General features: G+C 43.8%; 35 protein-coding genes and 1 other RNA gene. 9 read left to right on the top strand and 27 right to left on the bottom strand.

Annotated elements, in window-relative coordinates; all coding sequences use genetic code 11:
- Positions 1-189: 189 nt before the first annotated feature.
- From QZ942_RS10275 to QZ942_RS10230, 10 genes are all read right to left on the bottom strand, one after another.
- Positions 190-1,176 (bottom strand): zonular occludens toxin domain-containing protein, encoded by a 987-nt coding sequence (locus QZ942_RS10275; RefSeq protein ID WP_292995262.1) that lies wholly within the window; start codon positions 1,174-1,176, stop codon positions 190-192.
- Positions 1,173-1,460, bottom strand: coding sequence for a DUF2523 family protein (locus tag QZ942_RS10270; RefSeq protein WP_292995260.1), 288 nt, complete (start codon positions 1,458-1,460; stop codon positions 1,173-1,175). Before QZ942_RS10270 ends, QZ942_RS10275 begins: the two co-directional genes overlap by 4 nt.
- Positions 1,457-2,773 carry a virulence factor TspB C-terminal domain-related protein gene (locus QZ942_RS10265; RefSeq protein ID WP_292995258.1) on the bottom strand — a complete coding sequence of 439 codons (1,317 nt, stop codon included), beginning with the start codon at positions 2,771-2,773 and terminating at the stop codon, positions 1,457-1,459. The genes QZ942_RS10270 and QZ942_RS10265 overlap by 4 nt, the downstream gene beginning before the upstream one ends.
- A 49-nt stretch (positions 2,774-2,822) precedes the next feature.
- Positions 2,823-3,128, bottom strand: a complete 306-nt coding sequence (locus tag QZ942_RS10260) for a hypothetical protein (protein ID WP_292995256.1) — start codon at positions 3,126-3,128, stop codon at positions 2,823-2,825.
- 59 nt (positions 3,129-3,187) lie between these two features.
- Positions 3,188-3,445, bottom strand: a complete 258-nt coding sequence (locus QZ942_RS10255; RefSeq protein ID WP_292995254.1) for a major capsid protein — start codon at positions 3,443-3,445, stop codon at positions 3,188-3,190.
- A 75-nt stretch (positions 3,446-3,520) separates the two neighbouring features.
- Positions 3,521-4,546: a phage/plasmid replication protein gene (locus tag QZ942_RS10250; protein ID WP_292995252.1), complete on the bottom strand. Its 1,026-nt coding sequence runs from the start codon at positions 4,544-4,546 to the stop codon at positions 3,521-3,523.
- A gap of 64 nt (positions 4,547-4,610) precedes the next feature.
- Positions 4,611-4,925, bottom strand: coding sequence for a hypothetical protein (locus tag QZ942_RS10245; RefSeq protein ID WP_292995250.1), 315 nt, complete (start codon positions 4,923-4,925; stop codon positions 4,611-4,613).
- Positions 4,926-4,972: 47 nt separating this feature from the next.
- The gene (locus tag QZ942_RS10240) at positions 4,973-5,146 is read right to left on the bottom strand and encodes a hypothetical protein (protein ID WP_292995248.1); all 174 of its coding nucleotides are present in this window, start codon (positions 5,144-5,146) and stop codon (positions 4,973-4,975) included.
- Between the two features lie 6 nt (positions 5,147-5,152).
- Positions 5,153-5,347 (bottom strand): helix-turn-helix domain-containing protein, encoded by a 195-nt coding sequence (locus QZ942_RS10235; protein ID WP_292995246.1) that lies wholly within the window; start codon positions 5,345-5,347, stop codon positions 5,153-5,155.
- Between the two features lie 149 nt (positions 5,348-5,496).
- The gene (locus tag QZ942_RS10230) at positions 5,497-6,219 is read right to left on the bottom strand and encodes a hypothetical protein (RefSeq protein ID WP_292995245.1); all 723 of its coding nucleotides are present in this window, start codon (positions 6,217-6,219) and stop codon (positions 5,497-5,499) included.
- A 131-nt stretch (positions 6,220-6,350) separates the two neighbouring features.
- Here QZ942_RS10230 and QZ942_RS10225 point away from each other — a divergent pair, with 131 nt between their 5' ends.
- Positions 6,351-6,578 (top strand): hypothetical protein, encoded by a 228-nt coding sequence (locus QZ942_RS10225; RefSeq protein ID WP_292995244.1) that lies wholly within the window; start codon positions 6,351-6,353, stop codon positions 6,576-6,578.
- Between the two features lie 36 nt (positions 6,579-6,614).
- On the opposite strand, the gene QZ942_RS14115 is transcribed toward QZ942_RS10225, so the two are convergent.
- From QZ942_RS14115 to QZ942_RS10185, 9 genes are all read right to left on the bottom strand, one after another.
- A complete protein-coding gene (locus QZ942_RS14115) occupies positions 6,615-6,782 on the bottom strand; it encodes a type II toxin-antitoxin system PemK/MazF family toxin (RefSeq protein ID WP_366836372.1) in 168 nt (55 codons plus the stop codon).
- 164 nt (positions 6,783-6,946) lie between these two features.
- On the bottom strand, positions 6,947-7,174 hold the full coding sequence (locus QZ942_RS10220) for a hypothetical protein (protein ID WP_292995243.1): 228 nt from the start codon (positions 7,172-7,174) through the stop codon (positions 6,947-6,949).
- A gap of 27 nt (positions 7,175-7,201) precedes the next feature.
- Positions 7,202-7,510, bottom strand: coding sequence for a helix-turn-helix domain-containing protein (locus tag QZ942_RS10215; RefSeq protein WP_292995241.1), 309 nt, complete (start codon positions 7,508-7,510; stop codon positions 7,202-7,204).
- Positions 7,501-7,815 (bottom strand): type II toxin-antitoxin system RelE/ParE family toxin, encoded by a 315-nt coding sequence (locus QZ942_RS10210; protein WP_292995239.1) that lies wholly within the window; start codon positions 7,813-7,815, stop codon positions 7,501-7,503. The genes QZ942_RS10215 and QZ942_RS10210 overlap by 10 nt, the downstream gene beginning before the upstream one ends.
- 27 nt (positions 7,816-7,842) lie before the next feature.
- Positions 7,843-9,114: an integrase family protein gene (locus tag QZ942_RS10205; protein ID WP_292995237.1), complete on the bottom strand. Its 1,272-nt coding sequence runs from the start codon at positions 9,112-9,114 to the stop codon at positions 7,843-7,845.
- A 374-nt stretch (positions 9,115-9,488) separates the two neighbouring features.
- A complete protein-coding gene (locus tag QZ942_RS10200; protein WP_292995235.1) occupies positions 9,489-10,337 on the bottom strand; it encodes an HDOD domain-containing protein in 849 nt (282 codons plus the stop codon).
- Positions 10,338-10,486: 149 nt separating this feature from the next.
- A complete protein-coding gene (gene trpC, locus QZ942_RS10195) occupies positions 10,487-11,323 on the bottom strand; it encodes an indole-3-glycerol phosphate synthase TrpC (RefSeq protein ID WP_292995233.1) in 837 nt (278 codons plus the stop codon).
- A 7-nt stretch (positions 11,324-11,330) separates the two neighbouring features.
- A complete protein-coding gene (trpD, locus tag QZ942_RS10190; protein ID WP_292995231.1) occupies positions 11,331-12,356 on the bottom strand; it encodes an anthranilate phosphoribosyltransferase in 1,026 nt (341 codons plus the stop codon).
- 27 nt (positions 12,357-12,383) lie between these two features.
- Complete coding sequence (locus QZ942_RS10185) at positions 12,384-12,947, bottom strand: aminodeoxychorismate/anthranilate synthase component II (RefSeq protein ID WP_292995229.1); 564 nt, start codon at positions 12,945-12,947, stop codon at positions 12,384-12,386.
- 318 nt (positions 12,948-13,265) lie between these two features.
- Between QZ942_RS10185 and rpsF the strand changes: the two genes are divergently transcribed.
- From rpsF to QZ942_RS10145, 8 genes are all read left to right on the top strand, one after another.
- The gene (rpsF, locus tag QZ942_RS10180; RefSeq protein ID WP_292995227.1) at positions 13,266-13,679 is read left to right on the top strand and encodes a 30S ribosomal protein S6; all 414 of its coding nucleotides are present in this window, start codon (positions 13,266-13,268) and stop codon (positions 13,677-13,679) included.
- Between the two features lie 12 nt (positions 13,680-13,691).
- Positions 13,692-13,988 (top strand): primosomal replication protein N, encoded by a 297-nt coding sequence (priB, locus tag QZ942_RS10175; RefSeq protein ID WP_292995225.1) that lies wholly within the window; start codon positions 13,692-13,694, stop codon positions 13,986-13,988.
- Positions 13,989-14,007: 19 nt separating this feature from the next.
- Positions 14,008-14,289, top strand: coding sequence for a 30S ribosomal protein S18 (gene rpsR / locus QZ942_RS10170; RefSeq protein WP_292927305.1), 282 nt, complete (start codon positions 14,008-14,010; stop codon positions 14,287-14,289).
- A gap of 11 nt (positions 14,290-14,300) precedes the next feature.
- Positions 14,301-14,756, top strand: coding sequence for a 50S ribosomal protein L9 (gene rplI / locus QZ942_RS10165; protein WP_292995223.1), 456 nt, complete (start codon positions 14,301-14,303; stop codon positions 14,754-14,756).
- A 117-nt stretch (positions 14,757-14,873) separates the two neighbouring features.
- The gene (gene dnaB, locus QZ942_RS10160) at positions 14,874-16,259 is read left to right on the top strand and encodes a replicative DNA helicase (RefSeq protein WP_292995221.1); all 1,386 of its coding nucleotides are present in this window, start codon (positions 14,874-14,876) and stop codon (positions 16,257-16,259) included.
- 82 nt (positions 16,260-16,341) lie between these two features.
- Positions 16,342-17,469 carry a hypothetical protein gene (locus QZ942_RS10155; RefSeq protein ID WP_292995306.1) on the top strand — a complete coding sequence of 376 codons (1,128 nt, stop codon included), beginning with the start codon at positions 16,342-16,344 and terminating at the stop codon, positions 17,467-17,469.
- Positions 17,470-18,035: 566 nt separating this feature from the next.
- The gene (locus QZ942_RS10150) at positions 18,036-18,311 is read left to right on the top strand and encodes a hypothetical protein (protein WP_292995219.1); all 276 of its coding nucleotides are present in this window, start codon (positions 18,036-18,038) and stop codon (positions 18,309-18,311) included.
- 46 nt (positions 18,312-18,357) lie between these two features.
- Entirely contained in the window at positions 18,358-19,488 is a 1,131-nt protein-coding gene (locus QZ942_RS10145; RefSeq protein ID WP_292995217.1) for a PIN domain-containing protein, read from the top strand.
- A 93-nt stretch (positions 19,489-19,581) separates the two neighbouring features.
- Here the strand turns inward: QZ942_RS10145 and QZ942_RS10140 are convergent, their stop codons facing one another.
- From QZ942_RS10140 to ssrA, 8 genes are all read right to left on the bottom strand, one after another.
- Positions 19,582-19,956, bottom strand: a complete 375-nt coding sequence (locus tag QZ942_RS10140) for a transcriptional regulator (RefSeq protein ID WP_292995215.1) — start codon at positions 19,954-19,956, stop codon at positions 19,582-19,584.
- A gap of 18 nt (positions 19,957-19,974) precedes the next feature.
- The gene (locus tag QZ942_RS10135; RefSeq protein ID WP_097106427.1) at positions 19,975-20,277 is read right to left on the bottom strand and encodes a type II toxin-antitoxin system HigB family toxin; all 303 of its coding nucleotides are present in this window, start codon (positions 20,275-20,277) and stop codon (positions 19,975-19,977) included.
- Positions 20,278-20,313: 36 nt separating this feature from the next.
- Positions 20,314-21,399: a tyrosine-type recombinase/integrase gene (locus QZ942_RS10130; RefSeq protein ID WP_292995211.1), complete on the bottom strand. Its 1,086-nt coding sequence runs from the start codon at positions 21,397-21,399 to the stop codon at positions 20,314-20,316.
- Positions 21,375-21,569, bottom strand: a complete 195-nt coding sequence (locus QZ942_RS10125; protein ID WP_292995209.1) for a MerR family transcriptional regulator — start codon at positions 21,567-21,569, stop codon at positions 21,375-21,377. The genes QZ942_RS10130 and QZ942_RS10125 overlap by 25 nt, the downstream gene beginning before the upstream one ends.
- Positions 21,566-21,985 (bottom strand): hypothetical protein, encoded by a 420-nt coding sequence (locus QZ942_RS10120; RefSeq protein WP_292995207.1) that lies wholly within the window; start codon positions 21,983-21,985, stop codon positions 21,566-21,568. The genes QZ942_RS10125 and QZ942_RS10120 overlap by 4 nt, the downstream gene beginning before the upstream one ends.
- Before the next feature lie 80 nt (positions 21,986-22,065).
- Complete coding sequence (locus QZ942_RS10115; RefSeq protein ID WP_062559761.1) at positions 22,066-22,335, bottom strand: hypothetical protein; 270 nt, start codon at positions 22,333-22,335, stop codon at positions 22,066-22,068.
- Between the two features lie 10 nt (positions 22,336-22,345).
- The gene (locus tag QZ942_RS10110; RefSeq protein ID WP_292995203.1) at positions 22,346-24,001 is read right to left on the bottom strand and encodes a replication endonuclease; all 1,656 of its coding nucleotides are present in this window, start codon (positions 23,999-24,001) and stop codon (positions 22,346-22,348) included.
- A 137-nt stretch (positions 24,002-24,138) separates the two neighbouring features.
- Positions 24,139-24,388: a transfer-messenger RNA gene (gene ssrA / locus QZ942_RS10105) on the bottom strand; the annotation flags it as partial.

Here is a 24,388-nt window from a genome sequence, read left to right as displayed (position 1 = left end):
CACTTCAAGCTGTAAGTAGGCTTTGAGACCGTATTAAAAAATGTCAGCTCAGCATAAATCTGAACTAAAACATATTCTCCATTATTTTGTTAATTGTATCCTGCAATCATTAATCCTATTTAAATGAATTATATTTTGATGAATTAATACTTTTTTGCGTACAGTTATTAACAGAACTCCGAGACCTCTTCATGATTTTCTCGATGATTGTGGCCAGCCATAAGTAATAGCCGACTCACACATATCAGCCGGAACGGCTAAACGATGCCCTGACTGGCCATAACAAACGCATCCATACTTTGGAGAAGATAAACAGGCTGAAACACCAGACCAGTCATAATCAGCAGATACGATGGAATCAAATTTCTTCTTTGTAACAGGGGTTGCTGTATCGGAAGAAAGAACAGGGGCCGGAACCGGAGCGGAAACCGGCGCAGGAGCCAGGGCAGATAACAGGCTGGGGTTTTCAGGTTCCTTTTCCACTATTTTTTCTTCTGTTTGTGGTTCAGCGCGGTTTTTAGTAACCGCAGCATAAGAATAGTAAAAAAGCGCTGGCATCAATAAGAACAAAAACAAAGTGAAATAGAGTTGTAAAGGTTTTCTTTGTTTTAACTTGGTATGAAACTGTCCGGAATGGTAAAGGCTGAAAGCTTCACTCCTGACTTTGAAGGGTACGGTTACCGCTTGATCACGGTTAGATTTCACCGAAGGATTGGCAACGTATTCGGGCCATTCGAGCATCTTGGCGCCTGACCACTTTTTCAGAATATGCTTATGAACGCTAACTTGTGCGAGTACGGCCGTATGCAGTAAATGCGGTTTTTGCGTGATGATCAGAAAATCAATGCCATAATGGCCATGCTTGGCCAAGTGTGAAATGGATTCATGCGCATTGGCAACCCCCGCCGCTGGCCAGCATTCCCAAGCTTCATCTAAAACGATCAAAGAATTTGGTGGGATATGTTCCAGTTGATCTTCTTCAATACTTTCTGAGTATTTGCGCTCGTGCCATTTGCGAATCCAGACGTGATCAACTTTGATATGTGGCAGTTGTAATTTCGGGATACCGCAAACATAGACAGTCTTGCCCTCTTCTATCGCTGGCTTGATGATGTCCCATACAGCATAGGAAGTTTTTCCGGTTCTGGGTACCGCAGTCAATAAAGTGATGGTCATGATACGACCCCAAAAACTTTACCACTGGCCAGAACCGCTTTAAAAGTCAAAGCGCCGGACACAATGCCGAATGCCTCACCGAATCCAGCCAAGCCGATAATTCCAGCAGCAAAGCCGGTAATGCCACCGTAATACGTTTGCGCCAGTGCGATCAAGGCCGCCAGTGTGGTCGATATGATGGTAAAAACCAGAACGCCGAGCCCCAGGCCGGCAAGAGCCTTGCGAACAATGGGAGCAGCAAACAATTCAAGGAATCCACCCAGGGGAATAGTAATTAAACTCATGATGCTGTTGGCCTCGTAGAAGTAATGACAATGTAAGCACCTGCAAGCGCAGCAACCAGGAGCAGTACGGGTTTTAAGGAAATAGCAAAATCACAAAAAGGCTGAGAATCGATTGAGTAATTCCCGCGTGTCAGATTCATTGCAATGTCGGGAGGACATTCGCCGGAACCCCATGAAGTCGTTGTAAATGGTGCGGTAACAATTTTTTCAGTTAAAGGCGTGTCGTTGACCGTATCGAACTTGATTTCTAATGGATCGGTTTTGCTTGGTCTGAGTGGCTGTACAGGATCTGTTGTTGTCGTCATTGATCCGGTGACCACGTTGCTGGTGTTGTATGTGGTGTTTATCATTGTTTCAGTAATGTTAATAACATTGGGTGCGGTACTGGTTGCGCCATCAGTAATACTCAACGAAGTGACAGCGGATTCAGTGCCTGTAACAGTGCCGGAGCCGTCTTTTAATGTTTTTGTTGTAGTTCCCATGGGTACATTGACAGGAGAACCGGTTAAAACTGGGGTTCCGGTTGGTATTGATTCACCCGCATTGAATAATTCTGGAGTAAAACCTGAATTATTTAATAATGATTCTTTGGCTGTCCAATCGTTGGCAGTAGCAGGATGTGAAGTGGTTACACCAGATTTCTGACAAGTAGAACCATTAAGAGTGTATTGGGGGGCACAACCAGTGATCTTATTTGTATTAGAAGCAAAATAAACATTGCCGGGATACTGCGGCAATTTACCGTAACACCGATAGGTAGAAGAATCAATTACCTCATAATGATCGAATTGAGCACCTGAACCGACATTAACAGTCAATCTCGCAGTATCGGAACATGCAGATTGAACATCAGGATAATAATTTGAATTCCAGCCCCACCACTGTCCATCAGAAACCGGATATGAATTTGGCAGACTTGGATTGGGATCTACACCGCCAGCAATCCAAGAACCGGATTGATTACAAATATTACTCAGGGAACAGATAAGGTCTACAGTAGCAAGCGCCATGGAAAGAGGGCCGACTTTTTGAGCAAAAGCACCGATTGCTTTACCGATACGCGGGACATCAACAGGAACGGTTCGATTCAAGCTTACTTCAAGCGCACCCTTTGAAGTCTGAATGATTGGCTTTTCTACAAGAGCAAGAGCGGTATTGCTAGTTAATGTTCTGATTGATCCATTAGCGCTTACTTTGGAAAAGTTACCATTCGAATCACGAATAATGCCGGAGTGCTCGCCCATGTCAAAAACAGTCGAAGCATTGGCAGAAAGAGAAAAAAAGGAAATAAGTATTAACGCAAAATAAGCCATACTGACCCCACAATGGCAAAGAAAACCGCGTAAAGTTGAAAGTCGATAATCATCGGTTTGCTGCCACCTTATAAAGAATACGGAATGCCCAAGCGGTAATAAGTACCAGCACAACTTGCCAGCCTAAGGTCACAGCATCGCCGATCAGATCCGGACAAGTGATTAATGAGGGCGTGATTGAATGCGTTGTGGTAACAGCATTGAATGGGTCGAAATAGGTAACATCAACGCCGGTGGCCGTTGGTACGCATGAAACCGTTGAACCGTTTGAGAGTAATGCCGGGCAGTCAGCAGATACAAAAGTATATAAATCAGTTGTTGTGCTGAGGCAGCGGTCTTTGAATAGGTAGCTCATCGTTTAACAACTGGCCTTTGTTTACTTTTACAAAGTCGTGCAAAGACCAGTCTTGTTAATTAAACTGCGCGGCGTAACAGTTTGAACGCAGCGGCAGCAATGATTACAACAAATACTGCGCTGCCTACAGTTCCCACGTCAGTTAGTGCGGTGCTTAATGCCGTGGTAACTGCTGCATCAACGGCGGCAAAAGCAGGAGCAGCAATCATAGTACCGGCAGCAACTAAACCACCTTTACCCAGGTATTCACCTTCGATTACTGTTTCTTTGATGCTGTTACCGATAGTCTTCACGACATCTAATGATTTTTTGAACATGTTTAATACTCCTTGGTTAAATGGTGCAAAATTGCACTCCTAAAACAACTTTTAAGAATTGGCTTAGGGGTGGAATCATTTTTCATTAACAACTAGACGTAAGACTGGCTCTTGTTCTTCGAGGCTATACCAGGAAGGCATTGATAAAGGCTTTAGGTCGACGATTTGAACTTTCACGGGAAATTGCTCGATATTGCGGGGTTCCAGAATATCAATGCCGTATTCCCGCAAGATTTTGGCATGGCGGTATAACGTGCCATTACTGAGAAGATTTCTAAGGTCTTGACCAGCTAACCAAGCAGAGGCATACACGCGGCTTTTTGCTGGTATAGCGTCCAGTATGTCAGGTTCATCGCTGCGATCGACACGGCTAAAGATTTCCGTTTCATCGTGAAAAATATGGATTAATTTCTCATCAGTGATGTTTTCCAGTTTGTTTAAGCCTTCATCAAATAAAAGACGTTTTTTTAGTTCGATTTCCACTCTCACTACTCCTTGCTCTTTGCACCATTGATAAACCAAATCATCGGGACTACAGCCATGCTTGAGCATTTCAATGTGCTTGATGTAAGCTTTAAGCATGTGTCGGGTGTTAACCCACCAAACCGATTCATCGCCGACTCTGCCTTTTTTCATTCGGGAGACTGAGCGATTGCCTAGCCATCGGATTAAGGCTCTGGCCTGGGATTCTGAACCCGTCGCAAAGTTACAGGTGATGTCCAGACGAGATACTCGCGCACCTTGTGATTCTGCTTCGTAATCTGAAGCCCGAATTTTTGCGGGAGTAAAAGCTGGCAAGCCTCGAGCCAGGCATATTCGATTAGCTTTGGCGAGAGTTTCCCGGAATCCCAAGTTGAACAGGTTGTCTTTGCGAGAAAACCTGCCCACGTTTCCACTGAGTGACGTATGTTTACCGTCACTTTTGAGCCGGATACTTGTTTCAAATGATCCCGGAAAAGACGCGGCGCAAACTCTTTCATGGCGCGCATTGCCGAGGGGGTCATAATTGACGATGATTCCTCCGCAATAGATTGGGAGTTGTTCTTCAGTTTGATGTAACTGAGAAATGGAGATCCAATCGACGAAGATTTCATTTGCCATGTCCTTAACCGGGTATCAATTTGTAAGCTTTTTTCCCAAAATGGGAATGAACGGACTAGTGTTACTATCCGTTGGCGGCTTTTTGGGTTGGCTGAATCGGTGAGGCATCGGTAACAATGTTTTTGATTTCGCCAAACATTAAAACTTGTTCAACCGTCAGATCAAGATAGGATGGATCTTTCAAATTCTTGAATTTGTGCAGTATTGCAGGATCAAGAACCATTTCAGCCGGAACCGTGCCATAGCCTTCTACGTTGTAATTACCTTGTGAAACGTTTTGCAATGGCATCAACACGGTGATGACGTGCATGTCATAGGGTTTTCCATTGGTTTTGCTGACGCCGTGCGTGCGTTGTACATTGGCTACTAGTGTTTTCATTATTAATACTCCTGCTTAGTTGATAAAAAAATGGTTCGATGCTTAGCTCATTCTCGTGCCTCGAATTCGCTTCGCATCGAACCTGGGTTTATTGATACTTCTCTTGCATCAATTAAGGACTGGCGATCACCGTTTGATGCGTCCCTTAATTGCACAATACTTTCTGCAATTAATTCACCGGGACTCGGTTGCTTTCCGCTGCTACGTACTGACGTGTCCATAACACCTCAGTACTGACTGGTGGATTGACAGAGACGCGATTCAATATAAGCGTGCAGATCGCTCAAACGATAGCGAACTGCACGGCTGCCGATTTTGATGAAAGGCACTCGCGCACCTGTCCAACGGTCTCGTTCCAGGAAAGCGACACTAACGCCCAAGATGGGTGCAGCTTGTTTAGTAGTGAGTAATGGGCTTTGCATGACTGACTCCATATTTGATTAACATGGAATCAGTATCTATAGACTTACAACCATTGAGAATTGCGGCTGCGCGTAAACGTATGACGTCTACGACAAATCAAGCATTAGAGCGGGTTTTAAGGCATACCGACTGCGCGCAGCCAGTAGTATTACGTGTGGGGATTTTCTGGATTAAAATTGAGTAACCAATGCGGCAGTTTGCCTTTCTCTTTTAGACGTTCGCGGTTTTTATAATCCGAAATAGCCTGGGCAAGCGTACGGTTTGCATTGGATTCGGATAGCAGTCTTTTTTTGTCGATTGGCAATTCTTCATAGAATTTTATGGCTGCCTGGTTATTACTGTAACTCTGATGTTGCAGCCAGTAATGTATACAATCTTTCTTCAGATTTTCAACTGGTTTATGCCTGTCATAAGCGGCTTCTCTTTGCTGGGAGGTATCAACCTTGTCTTCTGTTGATAAATTATTTCTGGCAGCATTACGGGTAACTCGCCCATCAGATAGATGCTTCGGTACCCAGCAGGAAGGCGGTTCGCAATAAATTTTAGCGCACCAGTCAAGGATTTCATTACGCTTTACATAAAGGGAATCAAGATACTTTTGATTAAACTGATCCTGTTTTAAGCAGGAATCAATTTTTTTATAGTGAAGTGCTTCAGCGGCTAAGGAAATGACAGAGTCATCGACAAAGATCAATCTCTGGCGTGTTCGTACGGAAATTTCATTTTTGCGTATGGCAAACATCAATAAATGAATAGCACTACGAACCTCTTGTGGAATCGCGTTGGCATCCGTTTCGATTGGATCAATACCTACCCAACTATGCGCCAGTTGCCAGACCGTTTGAAAATTCTTCTTGTCATCAAGAAACATGGCGAATTATCTATTGTGAGAAGTCAAATCCTTAAATTGACGGCTAATAGCCTCCTATACTTGAGAGAATAGTTTGTAATTATTCAGAGCGCCACCCTTGACAGGCTGCCGCCGACCCAGAACCGGTATGTATGAGCGATTGGGGTGCTCATGTCTCGGGGTCTGGGGAAACTCGCCTTGTTTCTGCACGCGCGTTACGCGCGCGAAACCTGCGATACCCCAATCCCTCTTTTGACTTATTTTTCTTGAGCGGCGGCAGCCTGTCAAGGGCAAGCCGCTACGCGGTGGCTACAAAGTTAAATAAGAAACAGAAGCTATTCAAACAGAAGCAGATAAAGTTCTATGCGCTATGCGTATAAATTATCTGATTAAGCTTTGTTCAAGGCATTGGCAGTTTATAAATCCAACCAGACTCGTAAGGCGTAATTAATTTTATTGAGTTCTTTCTCTGCAGCTTCTCCGATCTTTTTGTTCAGCCTGGTAATGCGAATAGTCGTTATTTTGTCGACTTCAACTTCAGATATTTCCTTTAAACCAGTTGCGTTATCTGCCTTTAATCGCACCCTCACACCTAGCAGTACTCAAAGCGCTGGTTATCGGGCAAACGGTAATACTTTCCATGCCTTCAATATAATCTGTATTCTGAACAATCACTACGAGACGGGGTTTGCGGTGTAGTCACCCCTTCCATCAGCGCAAAGCGCAATATCGCTCCGTTGATACAGGGTCATAAATAATCACCCATATCAGCAGTATTATCTTGCTTATCCACTTTGTTAAGCGCTTCAATATCCCGCTTTACTTGTTCCTGATATGACATGGCAACATGGCCTTTTCCAGCTTTCATTTGACGTACAGAATCAAGTAACTCAGCGTCTAGATCCCGGCTGCTCTCCCATTCTTCCAGCTCTTTATCGGTTAGTGGTTTTTCTGCCTTCATGTTTTTTTCTTTCAAGGTCTTGGCGGATTGAGCAGGAGGCGGTTAAGCGGCGATTTCCTTCAAAATATCGGGGCGGCGTTCGGCTATGCTGATCAATGTCTTGGCTGCACCGCTTGGCTGGCGGCGACCTTGTTCCCAATCCTGTAAGGTTCTCACTGATACACCCAAGAGCTTTGCAAAATCTGATTGAGATAAACCGGATTTTATGCGTGCTGAAACAACTGGAGGGAGTTCAACTTTATGTGTCCGGCTTGCACGACCTGATTTCATTTGAGTAACAGATTCCAGTAGCTCGGCACCCAAATCACGCTTGGCGTCTCGCTTCTTTAATTCTTTTTCAGTCATAGGCATGTTATTTTTTCCTTAATTGCTTTAAGTAAATGTGCAGGAATGTTCTCGTGCTCATTTTTGGAGTAAATCAGCAACAACCAGATTGTTCCGTCTTCCAGCATGTTGTAATAGATTACACGCAAACCGCCGCTTTTTCCTCTGCCTTTGCGTGACCAGCGCACTTTTCTGCAACCACCAGATCCTGGAACAACGTCTCCGGTGTCATAGTGTTCTGCGATCCAGACAGCAAAAGCTGCGCGTTCATCTTCTGTCCAATAATCACTGACATAGCGGCTAAAAACATCTGTTTCTGCAATAGTATACATTATATGTTACGGCAATGCCGTATTAAGTCAAAGCATTTTGTGTGATTTCTTTTCTGACAAATCTGTTATCGTTGCTGACGACTTGTAACCGGCACACTTCAGAATATAGTCTGTTATTTTCTGCATGGGTTGCCGCAATCGTTCCACATCGGCCACAATATAGCCAGCAGTAACGTCATTGCTCATTTTATGATTGGCCAGGCGTTTTACGGCATAGGCTGGAATATCGAGGCTTTCGGCTACCGTGAGAAAAGTTCGGCGCAAATCATGGATGGTGAAAGCAATGCTGGATTCCTTGATGACTTTGGCCATTTGCTTACGCTGCTCGGAAACATAGCCATTTCCGCTGGCTCGATGGAAGACATATTCATTGATTGCCTGTTCCTTTCTTTTTTGCAGCAAATCATAAAGAAAATCAGATAACGGCAGATTGTGATCCGAGTGGTTTTTTGTATCCGTCACTTTCAGGTTTTTTGCTTGTAGATCGATGTTATTCCAAGTCATGCTGGCAGCCTCTTCCCGTCTTAGGCCGGTAAACAACACTAATAGTAAATAATCCCGGATGGTTTCGCGATTTTGGCTGAGCGGATCATTTTTTAAGTTCATGATTGCTTGGAACCAGGGTTCTATTTCATGAGGCTTAATGAGAGTCTGGCGGCGATCTACTCGATACCATGCTCGGGTTTGTGTGAGCCGGGTTACCGGATTTTCTCGCAAGATAGAATTGCCGTTGCCGTCTTCATATTGTGCAATGGCAAAGTTGAACAGGGCGCGTAAAAAGCGCATGGATAGATTGGCATAAGCTTCGCCTCTTTCAGAGCCGACTTTGTTATGGCGTTTGCTGACCATATCCTTATTGATATCGATCATCGCCTTATCCTGCCAGTCGGCAAAAATGATAGTCATCACTCGCCTGTAATCATAGAGCGTTCGCTCTTTGAGATTCTTTCGCGTCTTTACAAAATCATCAAAGGCTTGTTTCAGTGTCGTGCCCTGTAATGCTTCCTGCTTTTTCTCAGCAGCGGGGTTGCGGCCAACAGCGATGTGACCGAGTAATTTATGTGCTTCCTTTCTGGCTTGTTCAACAGTTAACTCAGGATAGCGGCCTAATGTTAACCGCTTCACTTTGCCATCAATTCTCTTTTCGAGGATAAATGATTTTGCGCCGGATGGAGTAACACGAACAGCAAAACCTTTGAGTTCACTATCACGCACAAAGGCTTGGCCGGTTTCTGGTGTAGACAATTTGTCTACATAGGATTTTGTGATTTTTTGTGTAGGCGTTTGGGGTGTGGTCATTGCTTCAATCTCCTTTCATGTAGACGCCATGTAGACACTATGTAGACACTATGTAGACAGTAGGCGTAAAACTATGGGTAAGAGTTTAAAACAACTTAGTATAAAAATAAATACAAAACAATGACATTAATGGTTATTCAAAAATATTAAAACAACGTAAAACAATACATTTTAGAATTTGTAATCAGAAGGTCCCGAGTTCGATTCTTGGTGTCGGCACCATTAAAAATGGGTTAAACAGCTCTTCCAGTCTTTGGATTTTCCGCTTGTGTTTTTTAGAATGTCATCTGCAGTCATTGCATATTTTATGAATTGGTTACGTTTCAAATACATAAGATTAGTAACACAAATTTTCCATTCGCAGAAATGAGTTTTTAGGAAGGGTTATTTGATTCTTCATGTTGTTTGTGAGCGCCTACTATCGTCATGATATCTCCTGGTTGTAAGTGCAGAAGCTTTGCTATTCCTTCATAATCATCAGGTAAAGCTGCATCACCCCATCCATTTGCAGAATGTCTAGCTAAATTGACAGCGAGGGCGACATTACGTACACGCTGTAGGTTTGAACAATTATCATCCATCAAAGTAATTAATAGTTTAGGTAATTTCCACTTAACAGCAAGCTCCAGTTGTAACTGATTTAATGAGAAGCCAAAAATACTTTCTTGTGCTGTCACGCTACGCATTGTTTTATCTGATTTTTGTAAATGTTTGATCTTTAACATCTCATTGGGTGCAAAACACCACATGAGCATTTCAGCAATATCATGTAATAAAGCTGCGATACGGATTTCTTCAAAATGTAAATCATGTAAACGAACTGCCCAGTCAAAGGCGTATGAAGAGGCAATATTTGCGCGATGAGTAGTTTTGAGTAAGTAAACGAGCGCGCCCATGTTGTCGCGTCCCAGAATTTCTTCAACCAGTGGTTTTGCTGATACCTTATTTAGCGTAGTTTCGAGTCCAAGTATCATGATCATTTGTTCAACTTCCACGACATCATGTTCTTGGCTGCGATGTTTGTGCTGTTGTAGATAGCGTAACAACTTTACTGTCATTAACGGATCATATTTAACAACATGAGCAATGCTGCGAGCACACATGTGTTGTTCATCTTGCTCCAGGGCTTGAAGATTACGAGCGGTTTGTTTTAGAACAGGAATTTCCGTTGTCGTGAGAAAATTTACCCACTCAGATAAACTTCTCTGTTTTGGTTGTAACATATTGAACCCCAAGTTTGGAATAGTGTAGGTTTTTTTACGACAATTCCGTATAAATATTTAGGAAACAATAGGCTATCTGTATATAACTTATCTGAGGATAATAATTACTTGTTTTTTGAAGTTTTGTTTTAGAAAAATTGAATGTGAGATCAGCAAAATAATCGTTCTAATTCAATGCCCGGATCTTCAGCGCGCATAAAAGCTTCACCTACAAGAAATGCATTAACGCTATGGCTGCGCATCAGTGCGACATCGGCAGAATTATGTATGCCGCTTTCCGTAACGGCTATTTTGTTGGATGGAATTCGATCCAATAATTCCAGAGTGGTATTTAGAGAGGTTTCAAAGGTCCGCAAGTTGCGATTATTGATCCCGATTAACGGTGTATTGAGATGAAGTGCTATCTCCAATTCATTTGCATCATGAACTTCAACCAGAACGGCCATTCCAAGAGAATTGGCGAGTTCTTCAAGCTTCTGCATTCGTACGATAGGCTCGATGTTTTCTAGCAAAAAGGCACTGACTATCAGCAAAATACAATCAGCATTCATAGCGCGTGCTTCCGCAATCTGATAATCCTCAAGAATGAAATCTTTGCGAAGCACTGGAAGCAGGCAGGCTGCACGTGCTTCTTGCAAATATTCGGAGCTACCCATAAAGAATTGCTTGTCTGTCAATACTGACAGACAAGCTGCACCATGTTGAGCATAAGTTTTGGCTATCTCGGCAGGCAGAAATTCAAACGATTGTGCATTGGTGTCAGAGGAGCGTCCGCGTAATATCCCTTTGCTGGGACTGGCTTGTTTGATTTCAGCAATAACAGCGGATTGCCCTGCAGTAATTTTGTTACGAATTGCTGCAACGAAATCGCGCGGTGGGGATACGGATCGGGCTTCTTGGAGTAATAATGGATAGGGCTTTAATGCCGTGGCAGCCATAATTTCTTGTTTTTTTACTGTGAGGATTTTCTTTAAAATATCGGACATTTTGCGATTAAACAGAATCTTTGTTCGTAAATTCCACTAGTTCATGAAGTTTTTTGAGTGCCGCGCCACTTTCTATTGCCTGATGTGCTGTTTTTATGCCCTGTTCGAGGGAATCCGCAATACCGGAAACATATATTGCAGCGCCAGCATTCATCAAAACAATATCACGCGCAGGTCCGGCAACGTTCTCCAGTACTGAAAGCAACATTGTTTTTGCCTGTTCGCTATCCGTAACCCGGATAGTCTCGATTGCGGATGTTTTTAGACTAAAGTCTTCTGGTCTGATGGTAAATACCGCTACTTTGCCATTTTTCAATTCACCGACATTAGTTTCACCCGTTATCGTAATTTCATCTAATCCATCTTTGCCGTGCACGATCAGTACATGCTCACTGCCCAGTAGTTGTAGAACGTGTGCCAGAGTTTTAACCAGATCTTCATTAAATACACCCAGTACTTGTCTTTTGGCATTGGCAGGATTTGTCAGCGGCCCAAGAATGTTGAACAATGTTTTAATGCTTAATTCGCGTCGTACCGGAGCAGCATGTTTCATAGCGGCGTGGTAATTTGGAGCAAACATGAAACCAACCCCGATGTCACGGATGCTTTGAGCGACCTGTTGCGGCGTTTGATTTAAATTAACGCCGAGCGCTTCAAGCACATCAGCACTACCTGACTTACTCGAAACCGATCTGCCGCCGTGCTTGGCTACGCGAGCCCCCGCAGCTGCGGCGACAAATGCCGATGCGGTTGAAATATTGAATGTATGTGCAGAATCTCCACCCGTGCCACAAGTGTCCACCAAATGCGTGTTATCGGGGATATCAACTTTGGTTGCGAATTCACGCATCACTTGGGCCGCCGCCGCTATTTCACCGACAGTTTCTTTTTTTACCCGAAGGCCGGTGATAATTGCAGCGATTAGAACGGGTGAGATCTCTCCTTGCATGATTTGCCGCATCAGTGAAACCATCTCATCATGCGTTATTTCTTGATGGGCAATAATGCGATGTAACGCTTCTTGTGGGGTCATTAAATTACCTTTATTCAACCTGATTTATTAGCGATTCAGAAAATTCTCGAGCATTTTATGTCCATGCTCACTCAAAATAGATTCAGGATGAAATTGAATACCTTCGATTGCGAGTGTTTTATGACGGATACCCATAATCTCATCATCTTCAGTCCATGCTGTAATTTCCAGGCAATCAGGAAGTGATGAGCGTTCAACGACTAGGGAGTGGTAGCGTGTTGCAATAAACGGATTGGGCAAATCCCGGAAAACACCCGCATTATGATGAAAAATGGGCGATGTTTTGCCGTGCATGAGCTGTTTTGCATGAATAATCCTGCCGCCGAATGCTTGCCCTATGCTTTGATGCCCCAGACAAACACCTAAAACTGGAATGTTCTGACTGAACTGATTAATCACTGACAGTGACACGCCAGCTTCATTGGGAGTGCAGGGCCCTGGGGAAATTACTATGCGCTCAGGGTTCAGTTGTGAAATTTTATCCAGAGTAATTTCATCATTCCGGTATACAACAACGTTTTCACCCAATTCAGAGAAATATTGCACCAGGTTATAGGTAAAAGAATCGTAGTTATCAATCATTAGCAACATATATTTTAACGCTTTGTTGTGCGTGCTATTGTTCAAATATTTCTGTGAAAATTATATCAAATGACGGGTGATTGGATAGAGCAAGCAAATTTTACCAGTTCAATGGACATGAGTGTTACTTCATCTTTTATTGTGAATTGGTTATTTTACGTGAGACATTGATCCGAAGCGTTCTGAAGCATCTGAATTTATCTCTGCCAACTAATCGCAATTAATTGAACATTATTTGATATTGCCTTATAAATTAAGTAAAATTAAATGTTTTTCAACCTTGTCTCACTATCATAATTGATGGGAGGCTTTATCCATAAGGAATTTATGCGACATTACGAAATAGTTTTCATTGTTCATCCTGATCAGAGTGAGCAAGTACCTGCAATGATCGAACGTTATCGCGGCATTGTAACCGCAAAAAATGGCACAATTCATCGCGTGGAAGACTGGGGGCGCCGCCAGCTTGCCTATCTGATTCAGAAAGTTCATAAAGCGCATTATGTATTAATGAATATTGAATGTGATCAAGAGACCCTGAATGACTTAGATCATGCGTTTAAATTCAGTGATGCTATCCTGCGGCACTTAACCATCAAGACCAAGGGACCGGTCACAGAGCCATCGCCAATGATGCGTCAAGAAGAGAGATCCGGTTCTGCGAGCTTGCATGTCCCAGATGCAGTTGCTGATGAAGTAGAACCTGATGAAGTGCCTGAAGAATCGAGCGCTCCAGCGTAAACTTAATAGCAATTGGATTGTAATCAAACAATTATTTGTGGAAGAATTGCTAAGTTAGGGGTTTTACGCTACACACCTGCTGGTGTTGCCGTCATTGAGTTTACAATCAATCATGTATCGCGACAAAAGGAAGCAGGCGTTGCTCGACAAATAATATTTGATATTCTTGCAGTAGCATTGGGACAGCTGGCTTTGACTGTTGCCGGATTTAAGATTAACAATACGGTTAAACTCACCGGATTTATCAATAGAAAAAGCCATATGAATCATCAATTAGTACTGCATACCGATCATATAGAACTTATTTAATCAGTTAATAGGAATTAAAATGGCACGTTTTACAAGACGTAAAGACAGTAAAGATAAAGAAAGAGAAAAGAAAGTTAATCGTCCTTTATTTAAGCGCAAAAAGTTTTGCCGTTTTACTGCAGAAGGCATAAAAAATGTTGATTATAAAGACATTGATATTTTAAAAGACTTTGTTAATGAGAATGGAAAGATAATTCCAGCACGTATTACCGGTACGACATCTTTTTATCAGCGGCAACTGGGTACAGCGATAGAGCGAGCTCGTTTTTTAGCATTATTACCTTACACTGATCGTCATTAAGGAGTAATGATATGCAGATCATTCTGATGGAAAAAGTTACCAATTTAGGTCAATTGGGCGACATTGTTAATGTTAAAAGCGGTTTTGCACGTAATTATCTGATCCCGCAAGGAAAGGCAAAACGCGCAACCGAACAAGCCATTGCGGAATTTCAATCCAAACGTGCCGAACTTGAAAAAATTCAAGCTGCAGCTTTAGCGGCTGCTCAGGCAATGGCTGCGAAATTGGATGGATTATTAGTGCAAATTAGCCAGAAAGCCGGCAGCGATGGTAAATTGTTCGGTTCAGTGACCAATGCAAATATCGCTGAAGCACTTGCCGGGCAGGGTTTTGCAATTGAAAGAGCCATGATCCGTATGCCGAATGGTCAATTAAAACAAGTTGGCGATTATCCTTTGACAATTTCGCTGCACAGCGATGTTTCAGCCCATATCACTGTTTCGGTATTAGGCGAGGCAATGCTCTGATAGCGCAATTGTAAGTTCACTCGTTTCTAAAAAGGACTATTCCGGTAGTCCTTTTTCATTTGTTCTTCAGCAAGTGATAGAATCAAATATCACTCTTGTGTTTCTATACGGATACCCATGGCGTCAACTCTCAGCATCAATCAAGATCAGCCCGTAGATTCCTACAAGACGCCTCCTCACTCTATTGAAAGTGAGCAGTCTGTCCTGGGTGGGCTGATGCTGGATAATCATGCCTGGGAGAAAGTCGCTGATGTCATTACGGATAGCGATTTTTACCGGCAGGATCATCGTCTGATCTATCATCATATTTGCAAACTGATAGAACACAACAAACCCGCTGATGTGATTACGGTGGCAGAATCCTTGGAAATATCGGCTGAGCTTCAGAAAATCGGTGGACTCGCTTATATCGGCGCAATTGTACAAAACACTCCCTCTGCAGCGAATATCAAACGCTATGCGGAGATTGTTCGTGAACGTTCAATTATGCGTAATCTGGCACAGATCGGTGTGCAGATAACGGATTCCGCGTATAGTCCGGCCGGACGTTCTGCAGCGGATTTACTTGATGAAGCGGAAAAGAAAGTTTTTGAAATTGCCGAAGAAGGCGCGCGCGGCAAAGAAGGCTTTATGGATATTCAACCGCTCCTGAAACAAGTGGTCGAAAGGATAGAGCTGCTCTACAGTCAGGATAATCCAAGCAATGTGACCGGCATTGCCTCCGGCTTTCACGATCTCGATCAAAAAACATCCGGATTTCAACCGGGGGATCTGATCATAGTGGCGGGACGGCCGTCCATGGGTAAAACCGCTTTCTCACTGAACATCGCCGAGCATGTCGCACTGGAATTGAACAAACCGGTCGCTGTGTTCAGTATGGAAATGGGGGGAACCCAGCTTGCCATGCGTATGCTGGGATCGGTCGGAAAGCTGGATCAGCATAAGGTGCGTACCGGCCGCCTGGAAGATGCAGACTGGCCCAAGTTGACGCATGCGTTAGGCAAACTGAACGAAGCACCGATTTTCATTGATGAGTCTGCGGCACTGAATGCTCTGGAACTCAGGGCACGAGCCAGGCGGCTCTACCGCCAGCATGGTGAATTGGGTCTGATTGTTGTGGATTATTTGCAGCTCATGTCTTCCAGCAGTCAAGGGGAAAATCGTGCCACGGAAATTTCAGAAATATCGCGTGCGTTGAAAGGATTGGCCAAAGAACTGAAAGTACCGGTCATCGCGTTATCTCAGCTTAATCGCAGCCTTGAGCAGCGTCCCAACAAGCGCCCGGTCATGTCAGATTTGCGCGAATCCGGTGCGATCGAACAAGATGCTGATGTCATTCTCTTTATTTACCGGGACGAAGTGTATAACCCGGATTCGCCAGACAAAGGTATTGCAGAAATCATCATTGGTAAACAGCGCAATGGCCCGATCGGAAAAATCGATTTAACTTTCCTGGGTGAATACACCCGTTTTGAAAGCCATGCCCGGCCAGAATATTATTAACCGGATCTTTTCGCAGTATTGGCTGCGATTGTTACCGTGCATCTTGATCCTGGGTATTCTTCTTTCCGGGTGTATCTCACCGATGGCGCTGAATCGCGCCGTAATTGCTTATGACGATGCCGTCACCGACGCTATATCGCAACAGCTACTGATCAATATCGTGCGTGCGCATCACCGTCGGCCAGTTCATTTCACCGGCGTTTCAAATATCGCCGCTACTTTCAATTTTCAAGCGAATGCAGGGGCGATGCCCGCACTCGGCGGACTTGCCGGAGCGTCGATACTGCCAATCTTTGGTGGTAGTATTGCGGAAAGTCCTACCATCAGCATCGTTCCGATTGAGGGGGAAGATTTTACCAAGCGCTTGCTTACGCCGTTCCCACAAAGCAAATTAACATTGCTGCTGCGTCAGCGTTTTGATGTCGATCTGCTATTACGGATGATGGCGCAGGAAGTGCGTTTGCTAAATGCTACTGAGCAACATAGCAGTTATCGCAATAATCCATCGGATAAAACCGGTTATGAGATGTTTCGTCGCGTGGTATTACATCTTTCCGCGATTCAAGATAAAAATGAATTGTATGTAGAGCCATTGCCGCTCATACAAACCTGGACCATCCCGGCCAGTTCAATTGCAGCCGAAGGCTTCCAAGCGCTGCAAAAAGAATTTGTTGTACGCTACAACCCGGGAGACAATACTTATACGCTGCGTAAACAAGTGCCGGGGCCGATTCTAATCACCAATCACGATCCCAGCACGCTGATCGATGCAGAACGTGAGGCGCTGCATGATCTGGCGGGAGATTGGAATGTTAGCGATATTGCTTTTGATATCCGGCCCGATCACTACGGCGGGGAATGGCCTATCAGCGGTGTTTTCCGGCTCAGGAGTTTTCACTCAATTTTGGGTTTTCTCGGTAAAGCGCTCGGTGAAGAGCCGGGATATCACGTCGAGAAAGATCCAAGAACGCCACCCATACTCTGGAACGAAAATCCTGACCTGACCATGGGGTTTGTGGTTTCAAACGCAACGCCTGCTGATGTCGATTTCTCAATCCGTTGGAACGATGGCCAGTATTATGCGGTGAATACCAAAGGCCCATACGCCCGCTGGAATCGCGATGCCTTCCAGTTATTGTTCCTATTGTTTCAAATGACCGTCACCGACATTCCGCGTGTCGGCGTGCCGAGTATTACGATCGCCAAGTAGTTTTTTAGGGAAATCCTGAATAACCCGTATTTGTCATTCCGAACGCAGTGAGGAATCTGAATCGCAATGGTCGGCGGATCAAATCGATCGCATCAAAGATTGGTTGTACAGCGGAGACGTTGCGAATGTGGGTAAGACGAACAGATGATCAGGGAATCGAACCTTGGTCTCTTTGTAATGAATCAGTCATTTAGTATCAACCTCTGTTATTTTTGTGTCATTTCAAAGTATTTCATAGATTTAAGAAAGACAAATGATGCATGTGATTTAAGTCTAAACTCATTTACTGAGGCTATCAAGAGTTCTGTCACATACAATCACATGTTTATTCATGGTAAAAGCATAAATTTCTATTAGCTTGTCGTTATATTTGAAACTTCCCGTTTTATTTAAACGGAGAAATCTAATTGGTGTATTTATATTTTGTATTCAGAATTTTTTATTCTGTGTTAATTATATAAAAAGGAGTGGGGCTTTTAACGATGTCATACGACATTCTCTCTCAGGATATGAGACATTTTTTATCGTATATGTTACGTTAGGTGCAATTTAAAAGAGGAGGAATGATGAATCGTTACAGCATCGAGTTTCAAGGCGAAAAAATTGCACTTGCCTATGTTTCCCCGCATCCCACTTTTGAGAAACAGATTGTCGTGTCGGTCGTTCCCCTTACACGAAAAGGCAAGTGGGAGGATAACAATCTAGAAATAAAATTAGAGAATCCACTATATGATTTCTTTCCGGAAGACACTGCGGAAACACAAGCTATTAACGAAGTTATGGCACAAGCACTAATTGAGCCGTGGAAAGTCAAACTAATTTCTATAAAACATTGGGTTTAAAACATTCTTGTCTCATATATAACGTTATGCGCAAAAGGGAGAACCCATGTCAGCAATCGATCTTGACTACGGAGCGCTAACAATAGATACGTGCATTTTCGATAATCACGGCATAACTTTAGAGAAAGGACTATTCAAGCAACTAGACCAATTCTCTGGCAGTCCGGTAAAGCTAGTATTTGCCGATGTTATATATCATGAATTGTTGGCTCATCTGACCAAAAAAACTAAAGAGGCACGTGATAAGGTTACCCAAGGATTACGCGCGTCATTAGCGCAGCAGCTTTCTGATCAGACACAGAACGACAATGCCCGCGCACTTCTCTTCGGTCTTGGCGACGATGCAGAAATTGCAAGAAATCGCCTTACTGCATTTTATGCCAATACAGGTGCTGAAACCGTTTCTGCTGAAAAATACGCAAATGTTGCCACGCTAATCCATTTGTATTTTCAAGCAAAATCACCATTTGATACGGCTGGTGAAAAGAAATATGAATTCCCAGATGCCTTGGCTTTGCTATCGATTGAAGCGTGGGCAAAAGAAAATTCCACGAAGGTACTTGCAGTTTCCGCAGACATTGGCTGGAGAAAATTTGCCGAGACATCAGATTACATAGATGTAGTTGAAAATCTTGGAGACGCCATTTCGCATTTCCAGCCGCATAACGCTGCGCGGAACATTATTGCAGAACTATCTTTGGCTGTAACACAAGGGAAATCCAACAGTATACTCAATGCCGTGGTATCTGCTATTGAAAACAGCTTGGATGGTTTAGATATTTATGTTGAAGCCAGCTCTGCCTACTATTTCGAAGAAGATGATATCTATGCCACCTATAAAAAACATGAGTTTATTGAAGAGTCACCAGGTGTACCCGAAATTAACGTCATTCGGATTGATGCAGATAGCCTCGTACTTCAACTCATAGCCAGTGTCATCTGTGATGTTCACTGTACTTTTAACCTCTCTGTGCGCGATCCTGTAGACAAGGATTATGTCAGTATTGGCGATAACTCGTTGACACAAGAAGAGGAATACCAAACTGAGATTCTTGTGACGCTTTCGGGTGATTTCACCAAGGGGTTAGAAAGCATAGAAGTTGATGACATCGAGATATTGGAAACAATAGAAAATGTCGACTTCGGAGATGTTGAACCAGATTGGAGCGATGATTAGCCAGTAGGGCGCAATTATTATTGCGCCGGTTGGTAGTCTTGGTGTATGCGTTTTGCTTATTGACACCCTATATCATTGATGAGTGGGCGTTCTTTAAGCATTATGTGCTTGAGCGGGTTGTTTTATCAGAGATTCAGCAGGAATACCAAGCTCTTGGTGAAGTTTCCAGATCATTTTGAGTGTCAGAGAACGTTTTCGGTTTAATACTTCGTATACACGGTTACTTTTTCCAATCATTGGTTCCAGGTCTTTTACCGTTAATCCTTTTTGCTCCATTTCAAATTTGATGGCTTCAACGGGATCCGGTAGGTCTAGAGGAAATTGTTTGCGCTCAAAAGCTTCAATCAGTGTCACCAGAACATCCAGTTTTTCACCTTCCGGCGTGTTGGGTTCAGCCATCATCAGTGATTCAACTTCCTTTAATGCCGCGAGATAATCAGTATCAGTTCGAATGGGTTTGATGTTCATAGTTAATTACCTCTGATGTTAAATAGTTTGCACATCAATTTGATCATACTGGGCATGGGTGCCTATAAAGCGGATATACACTACGCTATAAGCATAGTTAATCCATACTACAAGTCGGTATTTATTCCCGGCAATATTGAATACTGCTCTACCGTCTTTGAGAATACTGGCATTTTTAAAATCCGCTTTTACCTCTGCAGGTGTTGTCCAGTTTGCTTTTAATGCATGCCTGTACCAAGCAAGGAGGGGCTGAGTAGCATCGGCGTAAGATGGTTCATTTTCCCAGAATGCTTTCAAGGTCGACAGAGCGATAATTCTCATAGATGAAATAATAGTCCCATCATGGGACTTTGGCAACTATTTTGATTGAGGAATCCACCGGCCATAAACTTTGATGATCATTCCCCAATCTTTGTGTCCCATTTGTTGGGCAACCCAGAGGGGTTTTTCACCTTTTGAAAGTAGGGTTGAAGCGAAGGTGTGACGTGTTTGATATGGGTTGCGGTATTTGATGCCTGCTTTTCTCAGTGCTGGAATCCAAACATTCTTGCGGATCGGTTGATCGTTTCTCCACGGTTGGCTGGTGTGTGGATTATGGAATACTGTTTCGTTTTGTTTTCCTGTAAAGGCTTGCTGATTGAGCAACGCTTCTTTGGCATACGGTTGAAGCGTAACTTCTCGTTTTCCGGATTTTGTTTTAGTGTCTTTCAGTTGACCGCGTACATGGGCTTGTTTTATAAATATTCGGTTTTCGTCAAACTCAATATCTTGCCAGCGTAAAGCGATGAGTTCGGAAGTTCTCAATCCTGAATAGAATGCAAATTGAATTAGGTTTTTTTCCTGGCCTGTCAGTTCGTTTAAAATTTTGTTGATTTCTTCTTGAGTGAAGGGTTCAGGTTCACGGGTTTTGTTGGGGAGGTTCTTGACTCGGGTTAGCGGGTTCTTGTCGATAATTTCATCAAGGTATAGCTCTTCAAACATTTGACGAAGTGGGGTCAGAATGTTGCTTTTTCGTTTGTTGGAGCAGGGGAGTTCTGATAACCATTCCTTTATTTTGCTGGCAGTCAATTCGGAAATAGTGAGATTGCCAAAGGTTGGAATCAAATGGTGATAGATGGCGCTGTTATAGTCTTGCAGTGTGCTTAGTTGAAGTTTTGCTTGGTTACGTTGCAGCCAGCCTATAAGGGCTTCTTTGATCGTATAGAGATCAGGGCGGTTTTTCCTGAATTCCTTTGCTTTCTTGCTGTACGGAAAATGCCGGTTGTAATCGAAAGTGCCGGTCTTGATTTCGTATTTGATGGATTGCAGCTTAAGCGCCAGTTCCTTTTGTGCGGTTTTGGTTGGCGGTATGGGTATTGACTCGCGGCAGCGTACACCTTGATAAGTGAACGATATCTGGGCGCTATTGCCGCGGATCGTTATGCCTCTTTGCCTTGCATCCATAGATTTGCAGCCTTCATGCATATGAAAATTCTGCCATTCTCAGATTTGAACCAATGAATTCCGAAAATCCAGTGTCCTTTCTTTTTGTACTGACGAATAGCATTTTCAGTTAAGCCGGTTAGTTCAGCGCATTTCTTGACAGTTACCAGTAATCGTTCGGAGTTGTTCATTTTTTCTCTCCCTCAGCATTATCGGCAATATGCTTGGTTACGTGCTTTTCCACTTCTCCTTGGTTCTCGATTAAGCCTTTATCCTCCACTTTTCGTTTGCCCATTACTACTGCCCAGAAACTACCGATTTTTTGCGTGATGGCATAACCCACGCTTTTGGTTTCGCTGTATCCCGTTGTTTCCGGGCAGACATCTTGAAAATTAAGGCCTAGGATTTTTTCATAGCGGCGATAGGTCAAGGGATTGTGAAGAATTTTGAGAACGCGCCAGCCGAAGTATTGCCCCATAATCAAAGCACCTAATGCGCTTTCCAATGTTGTGCCAACACCCCGGAATTCTTTGATGTTCTTTAAAATAATTTGCTCTTGTTCCTCGCTGAGGTTTAGATCAAACAGTTTTCTTTGATTGGTTTCCATAATAAATAGTGACTATGAGAGTAGATAGTGATTCTTATAGTACGCTATTTATTTTCACAGTAAATAGTATAAATGTCCTGTCAATCCAAAATAGTTACTTGGTTTTGAAATTCCTCTTTCGTGAATTGCCGCATCTCATCATGAAACTTGATGACAATCTCAATTTGATCGTTGAGCGTCAATACGCCGCAAATGTGGCCGATTTGTGTGATGCTGTATTTTTTTCCGGGTTCAGGGGCATCCTGTTTCAGAACTGCGAGCCGGTAGATCAACGAAACTGCTTCTTCAAGATTAAATGTATTCATAATATTTATATTTTTAATTTTTTTAGTGTTGAGTTGTGTTTTCATGATGAACTTTCTAATGATGAAATGGGGTTGGTACAGTTATTGATACAAGTCCAAGAGAAACAGCTCCGGCGTGACATTGCGTGCGCTCGGCTTGCGCCTCGCTCCTTAATGTCACGTCCTCGCTGTCGACTTTGAAAAGCATCCAAACATGTTTGCGTGTGCTATAACTCGATCCTTTCCAAAGTATTCCGGATACGCGCAATGGAGCAGAATCGCCATAACGTCCGGTTGCAGGGGAATATACTTCACCATTAATTGGATTTAATCGCTTGCTCTCATCGTAGAATGGTTTGATAACATGGGAACGATGCGCAGCTTCAGGGTTTCCCATAGCCAGCATGAAAGCTGCCCAATCGCTGGCAGTTGCCGATTGCCGGATGGATTCAAGCTCCGGATCGTCGGATTTGTCGAGTTTTCTTAATTGACGCCATACGGTCACACTCGGGCCGCCGATTTGCTGAAACTGACGAATGCCCCAGGTATTCGCCCATGCGGTAATGCGCTCGGCTGCTTTTGCAGCATCATTGCCATACAAATCCTGATCGAGTGCAAAGCCGTCGATATTCTTGGAGATGTACTTTGCAATGTAACCCACTGCCGTGCCTTTCGCTGGATCAATCGGCTCTGCTTTGAAACGGCGTTCTTGCGCTCCTGGTTCGTTGCCATTATCGAGAAGGGCGTAATGACGCATGACTTTTCTCACAGCTTCGCGGTGTTTTTCCGGCATGAATAATAGTAAGTGCCAATGCGGGGTGCCGTCGTGATGCGGTTCGACTACACGAAAGCCATAGGGTTGAATACCCTGACGATGCAATTCAGCGCGGATCAATGACCATATATGGGTGAGGTATTCGTGTGCTTGTAAAACGCTGGTGCCGTCATAACGTGGATTGGTTACGCCATGATGCAAACAGGCATGCATGCGCGAAGGGGTGGTGACAGTATAGAATTCTCCCATATGACCCAGATGATCGGCCACCATTTCAAAACCTCTGATACGGGTCATCAATTCAGCACGGCGAATTGCTGGATTGGATACCGAACGATCGGCTAGGTTTTGCAGGGAAAAAATATCGCCGTTTTGGTTACTTACAAAATTCGTGGCTAGATACAGACGATTTCTTTCCTTTTGTTTGCGCTTAGCATGAATCGTGAAATCGCTGGCATACGTGCCACGCAAGCGGCTGACCAACTCAATATTTCTGGCTATGGTTTCAATCTTTCGCAGCCTCAATATCTTGATTCTGCGAAACCACCAGTGATGACAGCACATGCGGTTCAGTGCCGGTTCCAGTTTATCGCCTTTGATGGATGGCCGCTTGACTTGATAGTGATCGACTATGCGCAAACAGGCCTGATAGGCATCAGAAGGGGATTTTGCGCGGTTGCGTGCCAGATAACATTTTTCTGTATAACGCCGGGCGGCATTGAGCAATTCTTCATGATCAGCGCATAGATTCAGATCTTCAATGCGCAGCTGATTATAAATATCTTGCAGTTCATGGTTTGCTTGCTCAAAGTTGGAACGTTCAGCCGTTTTGATGTATTGAGACGCCAAGTCTCCCGCAATCGGGGAAAGCTCGCTGAAAATATGGCGCCGCATGCGACGGCAATTTTCTGTTCCATAGGCTGCGGTGTGGTTATCGGCAAAAACAACTTGTGCCAATTTTGTGTCATTTTTGTGCCACAACCGAGGCTTTTGGAGACCAACCGGGACTAATGGGGAATTTGGGAGACTTGAACTAAGACCCTGTTTTATATGGGTCTTAGTTGGTCTTGAGTGGTCTGGATTAGACCGTTTTTTGGTGGAGACGGCGGGAATCGAACCCGCGTCCGCAAGCCCTCTACAGACAGTTCTACATACTTAGCCATGTTATTTAATTTAACCTGGCATTCGCCAACTGGCGGGCTAATGACAAGCGAGTCACCTTGCGTTTAGCGTTCTGCAAAGTGACCCTACAGAACGCGATCCTCGTTAGTGACTCTGCTGTCTGTTGCCAGACCCGGCGTTGAGGCCCACCGGTGCAGAGGCTAGCCGTATTAAGCGGCTAAA

Source organism: Nitrosomonas sp. (assembly GCF_021731985.1).
Taxonomy (GTDB): Bacteria; Pseudomonadota; Gammaproteobacteria; order Burkholderiales; family Nitrosomonadaceae; genus Nitrosomonas.
This window is presented reverse-complemented; position numbering and strand designations above follow the sequence as displayed.

Excerpts from the sequence above, each read along its gene's own strand:
- trpC (WP_292995233.1), bottom strand. The coding sequence starts at position 11,323 with ATGTCCGATATTTTAAAGAAAATCCTCACAGTAAAAAAACAAGAAATT.
- QZ942_RS10150 (WP_292995219.1), top strand. The coding sequence starts at position 18,036 with ATGAATCGTTACAGCATCGAGTTTCAAGGCGAAAAAATTGCACTTGCC.
- QZ942_RS10240 (WP_292995248.1), bottom strand. The coding sequence starts at position 5,146 with ATGGACACGTCAGTACGTAGCAGCGGAAAGCAACCGAGTCCCGGTGAA.
- QZ942_RS10135 (WP_097106427.1), bottom strand. The coding sequence starts at position 20,277 with ATGAGAATTATCGCTCTGTCGACCTTGAAAGCATTCTGGGAAAATGAA.
- QZ942_RS10125 (WP_292995209.1), bottom strand. The coding sequence starts at position 21,569 with ATGAACAACTCCGAACGATTACTGGTAACTGTCAAGAAATGCGCTGAA.
- QZ942_RS10185 (WP_292995229.1), bottom strand. The coding sequence starts at position 12,947 with ATGTTGCTAATGATTGATAACTACGATTCTTTTACCTATAACCTGGTG.
- trpD (WP_292995231.1), bottom strand. The coding sequence starts at position 12,356 with ATGACCCCACAAGAAGCGTTACATCGCATTATTGCCCATCAAGAAATA.
- QZ942_RS10130 (WP_292995211.1), bottom strand. The coding sequence starts at position 21,399 with ATGGATGCAAGGCAAAGAGGCATAACGATCCGCGGCAATAGCGCCCAG.
- QZ942_RS10140 (WP_292995215.1), bottom strand. The coding sequence starts at position 19,956 with ATGAACATCAAACCCATTCGAACTGATACTGATTATCTCGCGGCATTA.
- QZ942_RS10255 (WP_292995254.1), bottom strand. The coding sequence starts at position 3,445 with ATGTTCAAAAAATCATTAGATGTCGTGAAGACTATCGGTAACAGCATC.
- QZ942_RS10200 (WP_292995235.1), bottom strand. The coding sequence starts at position 10,337 with ATGTTACAACCAAAACAGAGAAGTTTATCTGAGTGGGTAAATTTTCTC.
- QZ942_RS10145 (WP_292995217.1), top strand. The coding sequence starts at position 18,358 with ATGTCAGCAATCGATCTTGACTACGGAGCGCTAACAATAGATACGTGC.
- QZ942_RS10230 (WP_292995245.1), bottom strand. The coding sequence starts at position 6,219 with ATGTTTCTTGATGACAAGAAGAATTTTCAAACGGTCTGGCAACTGGCG.
- rpsR (WP_292927305.1), top strand. The coding sequence starts at position 14,008 with ATGGCACGTTTTACAAGACGTAAAGACAGTAAAGATAAAGAAAGAGAA.
- QZ942_RS10120 (WP_292995207.1), bottom strand. The coding sequence starts at position 21,985 with ATGGAAACCAATCAAAGAAAACTGTTTGATCTAAACCTCAGCGAGGAA.
- rplI (WP_292995223.1), top strand. The coding sequence starts at position 14,301 with ATGCAGATCATTCTGATGGAAAAAGTTACCAATTTAGGTCAATTGGGC.
- QZ942_RS10225 (WP_292995244.1), top strand. The coding sequence starts at position 6,351 with ATGAGCGATTGGGGTGCTCATGTCTCGGGGTCTGGGGAAACTCGCCTT.
- QZ942_RS10155 (WP_292995306.1), top strand. The coding sequence starts at position 16,342 with ATGGCGCTGAATCGCGCCGTAATTGCTTATGACGATGCCGTCACCGAC.
- QZ942_RS10275 (WP_292995262.1), bottom strand. The coding sequence starts at position 1,176 with ATGACCATCACTTTATTGACTGCGGTACCCAGAACCGGAAAAACTTCC.
- QZ942_RS10205 (WP_292995237.1), bottom strand. The coding sequence starts at position 9,114 with ATGACCACACCCCAAACGCCTACACAAAAAATCACAAAATCCTATGTA.
- QZ942_RS10265 (WP_292995258.1), bottom strand. The coding sequence starts at position 2,773 with ATGGCTTATTTTGCGTTAATACTTATTTCCTTTTTTTCTCTTTCTGCC.
- QZ942_RS10250 (WP_292995252.1), bottom strand. The coding sequence starts at position 4,546 with ATGGCAAATGAAATCTTCGTCGATTGGATCTCCATTTCTCAGTTACAT.
- rpsF (WP_292995227.1), top strand. The coding sequence starts at position 13,266 with ATGCGACATTACGAAATAGTTTTCATTGTTCATCCTGATCAGAGTGAG.
- QZ942_RS10235 (WP_292995246.1), bottom strand. The coding sequence starts at position 5,347 with ATGCAAAGCCCATTACTCACTACTAAACAAGCTGCACCCATCTTGGGC.
- QZ942_RS10270 (WP_292995260.1), bottom strand. The coding sequence starts at position 1,460 with ATGAGTTTAATTACTATTCCCCTGGGTGGATTCCTTGAATTGTTTGCT.
- QZ942_RS10115 (WP_062559761.1), bottom strand. The coding sequence starts at position 22,335 with ATGAAAACACAACTCAACACTAAAAAAATTAAAAATATAAATATTATG.
- dnaB (WP_292995221.1), top strand. The coding sequence starts at position 14,874 with ATGGCGTCAACTCTCAGCATCAATCAAGATCAGCCCGTAGATTCCTAC.
- QZ942_RS10245 (WP_292995250.1), bottom strand. The coding sequence starts at position 4,925 with ATGAAAACACTAGTAGCCAATGTACAACGCACGCACGGCGTCAGCAAA.
- QZ942_RS10215 (WP_292995241.1), bottom strand. The coding sequence starts at position 7,510 with ATGCCTATGACTGAAAAAGAATTAAAGAAGCGAGACGCCAAGCGTGAT.
- QZ942_RS10210 (WP_292995239.1), bottom strand. The coding sequence starts at position 7,815 with ATGTATACTATTGCAGAAACAGATGTTTTTAGCCGCTATGTCAGTGAT.
- QZ942_RS10260 (WP_292995256.1), bottom strand. The coding sequence starts at position 3,128 with ATGAGCTACCTATTCAAAGACCGCTGCCTCAGCACAACAACTGATTTA.